The sequence below is a fragment of the Okeania sp. SIO2F4 genome (assembly GCF_010672385.1).
Lineage (GTDB): Bacteria > Cyanobacteriota > Cyanobacteriia > Cyanobacteriales > Microcoleaceae > Trichodesmium.
Map to the genome: position 1 here is coordinate 1 of NZ_JAAHGT010000197.1, position 4,925 is coordinate 4,925.

Annotated in this window: 3 protein-coding genes; 2 read left to right on the forward strand and 1 reads right to left on the reverse strand. The window is 33.9% G+C overall.

Annotated features, from left to right (window positions below; translation table 11 throughout):
* Both F6K22_RS14605 and F6K22_RS14610 read left to right on the forward strand, forming a co-directional pair.
* The coding region (locus F6K22_RS14605; RefSeq protein WP_293098866.1) for a PfkB family carbohydrate kinase at positions 1–421 on the forward strand (421 nt) is incomplete at its 5' end.
* A gap of 851 nt (positions 422–1,272) precedes the next feature.
* The gene (locus F6K22_RS14610; protein ID WP_293098869.1) at positions 1,273–1,692 is read left to right on the forward strand and encodes a late competence development ComFB family protein; all 420 of its coding nucleotides are present in this window, start codon (positions 1,273–1,275) and stop codon (positions 1,690–1,692) included.
* A gap of 877 nt (positions 1,693–2,569) precedes the next feature.
* On the opposite strand, the gene F6K22_RS14615 is transcribed toward F6K22_RS14610, so the two are convergent.
* Positions 2,570–4,141, reverse strand: a complete 1,572-nt coding sequence (locus F6K22_RS14615; RefSeq protein ID WP_293098872.1) for a PQQ-binding-like beta-propeller repeat protein — start codon at positions 4,139–4,141, stop codon at positions 2,570–2,572.
* Between the last annotated feature and the right edge of the window lie 784 nt (positions 4,142–4,925).

The following is a 4,925-nucleotide window of genomic DNA, read 5'->3' on the forward strand; positions in this document are numbered from 1 at the left end:
TCCAGGAAATTTTCCCAATGATTTTTATAGTTTGATTGATATTATTACTCCTAATGAAATTGAAGCAAGTCAACTGGTTGGGTTTGCAGTAAATAATCAAGAAACTGCTACTCAGGCAGCTATTGAATTATGTCAGCGTGGTGTGAAAAATGCTGTGGTGAAAATAGGAGCTAAAGGTGTTGTTTGTGCAAGTGAAGAAGAAACATTTTTTCAACCTGCTTTTGCAGTAGAAGCGATCGATACTGTTGCTGCGGGTGATGCTTTTAATGGTGGTTTAGCAGCAGCATTAGATACAGGTTTGTCATTAAAAGATGCCATAAAATGGGGTGCTGCTGCTGGTGCTTTATGTGCTACGAAATCAGGCGCTCAACCTGCGATGCCGGATCGAAAAACATTTGACAATTTTCTTTTAAGAAGGTAGTAGGTTTGAGGTTTTAGGTGGTAGGTTTGGAAGCATTTCAGGTGGCAAATATGAGTTCTATAGAACCAATTTAGTATCTTTATCAACTCTTCATAAAACAGGTGAAATCTTTACTTAATATTCATATATTATTGAGTGTTAATATGTTAACTTTAAGGGCAAATCCTATAAAATGTTTCTCTAATACCAATTTACTTTAAAAATGTCACAAATACTTGGCAACCGATGATGTGAAATAATACAGCGCTTTTCAGTTGAGTAAACCATAAAACTGCTGTAGGAGTCAGGAGTCAGGAGTCAGGAGTCAAAGTTCTCGATCCTCCAGTTGCGACTGAACACAAATCTTCCATCATGTCCCCCGGTGCAGATCGACTGTGGTCTATCAAGCATGAAAACTGCTATAAGCTGAAATTACTAGACTTGTCGCTTTATAACTAAAAAAACTGGCAAACTATTGTCATGTGATTATTTTAGCTATTTATGGATAAAAACATCAGGTATTACTGCTGTGTCTTAATTTATTTAGCGACAACTCTACTATATAATTTAACTTTTAAGCCATTCAAATATGACTTTTGACTTGTGAATTTTAACTTCTAACTTCCGTGAAACGGTATGAGCATCTGTAGATTGTGATTCTCATCACCCCAAATCATTAATTTGCTTCACTTTGTTGTAGTTGAATAACTCACTCCATCAATACTTTTTGACTCACTCGAGGGCTTCCCAAAAATCACCGTAATTTTACTCAGAGGTCACTGCCACAACCAGAAAAAGCTGAGATTATTACACATAGAATTAATGAACACAAAAAAAATATTCAGTATTTGAAAATAAACAGGAGAACTAAAATGATTCAGACTAATTCTAAAAAGAAATATCTAAATATCATGGAAGAGATGGTTGCAGAGGAAGTAAATCGGAAAATGACGTTGTTGCCTGAAAAGTTGGCAAAATATATTAAGCGAGCTGATGTGGAAACTTATGCACTAAATCGTCTCCCACCATTATATGCTTCTAGTAAGGAAGGTTTGCAGTTTCAAATAAAAAAAGCCCAAAAAGATTATGAAAAAAAGATTGCTTTGGTAGTACATCATGCTTTTGCTGCCGTACAAAGAGATATTCTCAGAAAATCAACTCCTCTATTTAAGGAGGAAATCAAAAAAGTATCTGACTCAACAGCAAAACCTACTTCAGAAACTCAAAAAAGTACCAATCAAAAATATAGTTGGCATCATAGTCGCTACTATCGCCCAGGGTGTGCTAGATAAGGAGTCAGGATTTAGACATCAGTTATCAGCTATCAGCTTACCGGATGGCATCTACCAGACAAATTCTACAGAAAGAATTTTTCATACCAATTTCATAAACTTGGGCTACACAGAGCATAAGTAATCTATTATAGCGATCGCCAAAATGTCACGGGTAGTTAAAATTGAAATAAGTGAATAGGCATAAAATTGAGAGAATTTATACCAATTTAATAAATGTTTGCTACAAATGACTAGGCTATTTATTAGGAGTCAGGTAGGGGATCTGTCGGATTGGCGACGTAAAGGAGGACCGAGTCAGAATGAATGGCTTCAATACCATTTTTTAGGTCGGAAATTATCTTTTTTATCAAAGAGACATCTCCTGCACGTGTCTTTTAATCACACTTATTATTCGTAACATTCTTTTTTCACGCTTGGTATTACACATTTGTTCAATAGATATTTCCGATAATTCACCTGAAGTCACTCTAAAAAGGTTCTTAAATCTTAATTTCCGGAGAGGTATAATAATTAATTATTACCTCTCCTTAAAAAAATAGGATTAACTAAAAAATAATTTTTTTCTCTTTGTAGGGTGACTGCCCCTGGCAAAGCCAAGAAGAGGCTTTAAACCTTAATTATTTGGTAATTATTAATCTGGTAATTATTTTTGTTAACCCCTAATTTTATAGAGGTTATTCTTTGAGGTTTTAAAATTATAATAATTATTTCAATTATTTATTTTAATTAAATTAACAAAACCATGGATACTGAGAAAAGTAGATATTAGGTTTTAGGTGAATAAATTTGTCATAATTTTAATTAAAAAAACGAGATGAATTTCAACTTAATCATCCGTAGCTCTGTGCCAAAAATCCCCGTCTGGCAAACTGCTTCAACCAAAACTATATAACCAACCATCTCGACCACAAATTCTGACAATTCCATCCCAAACAATAGGAGTAGATTCAAAAGAAACTTTACCAGCAAATTTGCCAGCTTCTTCTACTATTAAACGGAAAAATTCTCCCTTGTTATTAGGCAAAGCATTCTGAGCATTAGATTGAGCAGATTCCCAATTTAAATTAAACATATAAACCCCATTGTATCCAGCAGTTACCAATTTATTTCCATCAGTAAAAATTGGTGTTGAAATAGAAGGTCCGATTTTCTGCTTAAAAACAATTACAGGAGTATCATAATTAAATTTTTTCAAAGGTCCTTTAACTTTATTTCCTGTGGTTAAATCTTGGGAACCAATATATAGATATCCATCAATAGCGTTAGTAGCAAATAAAGCCGGGAATTCTCCATAATTATTATATTCATCATTTAATGCTACTGACCCAATAATTCCTCCTAACCAACTATTAAATTTAATATTACCTGTAGGCAGGAACCATTCGACACTTTCCTGGGGTATTTTATTAGGATTTAATTTTACCACTCCACCATTTCCCGGAATAAATTGTTTCTCAATGGCACAGAATAATTTACCTGATTTAGAAATAGCGACTGTACCATCTAAATCTGAACCTGTATAAAAATCCCAAACTATCTTTTTACTCTCAATATCAATACCGTAAATATGCCCGGAACCTGCTGCTAAAAATATTTTATTATTAAGTCTAGCAGGAGATGATTCAGAAACAATATTTCCGCCTTGTCTTCTCGCATCACTATCTAGATAAAGTTTCAGTTCAGATAATATTTCTGGCTGTTTAAGACCAGATTTAATTTTAGCTTTACTGGCAGAACTATTAAGAAAATAACCAATAGAATTTTCTCCGGCATTGAAAATTAAACCGTTTCCTAGTAGCAAAGCAGAACTATCATTATCTCGGCTATAACTACGGGTTTTCCTAATATCAAGTTGCCAAATTTCTTTGCCAGTTCTAAAAGAAATAGCACGAAAACTAGGAGCAATTCCTTTTTTCGGTCTACCTGTTCTGCTGCCTTGTAAAATTACGATGCGATTCTCTTCATTGGCAGTTTCATCAATATAAATAGTACCCGAACCTTTAATCACATCATCAAATTTATATTGCCAAACTTCCTGATTATTCGCGACATCTATTTTGCGCAAAAGATAATCATAACCGCCAATAACTAAATAAGTTTTTCCCCTATCTTTAGTAATAGTGGGTTGTCCTGTCCATCCAGCTCCACTCCATACTTTTCTCGTTTTACCAACATAAGTTACACCTGTTCCTAGTTTAAATTTATCTATAACTTGAAAATTTTCTGGTGTACCACGACCATAAAATCTTCTTTGGTCATTTCCCAAATATGTCGGAATTAATAAATCAATTTCTGGGTCGAGATAAGCAAAAAATTCTTTAACTTTATTTTCTAGTAAATTTTCTGATAAGTTCAGATTCAGATATTTTGACAATATTGGCGCAATTCCCATTCCTAAAGAAAATTGCATAGTGAGTTTATGGAAGTCTCTTCTTGAATAATTCATATCAGTTATCAGTTATCAGTTATCAGTTATAAAGGTGAATTTCTCTGAATCAAAGAAGATTTTTGTCAGCCAAATCTCTAGTCTAGTCCTTCTGCGGAAAAAGATCAAACAATTCCACAGCTCCGGTGGGAAAAACACTCCTTATTTCTACTCAACTCACCAGTAAAAATATTTCATTTTTCCGAAGATTTGGGAGTTGAGGTCATTTCAGTTATCAAGGTGAATTTATCTGAGTCAAAGAAGATTTTTGTCAGGCAAATCTCTGGTGTACTCCTTGTGTGGAAAAAGATCAAACAATTCCACATCTCCGGTGGGAAAAACACTCCTTATTTCTACTCAACTCACCAGTAAAAATATTTCATTTTTCCGAAGATTTGGGAGTTCTGGTCATTTCAGTTATCAAGGTGAATTTCTCTGAGTCAAAGAAGATTTTTGTTAGCCAAATCTATGGTCTACTCTTTGTGTGGAAAAATAGAAAACAATTCCACAGCTCCGGTGGGAAAAAAATTCCTGAGCTCAGGTAGAAGGAAAAAATAAAAATGTTTGATTTTCCCGAATCTGCGAGAGTTAAGGTCAAGATAAATTTCTCTGAGTCAAAGAAGATTTTTGTCAGTCAAATTTTTGGTGTACTCCCTCTGAGTAAAAACACAAAAAAATCCAATAGCTTTGGTGGGAAAACCAGCAGTTATCTCCAGCAGAAGTAAAAAATAAAAATGTTTCATGATTCGGAATATTTGGAAGTTAATGTCTAGGTAAATTATGATGAGAAAAAGAAGATTTTTGT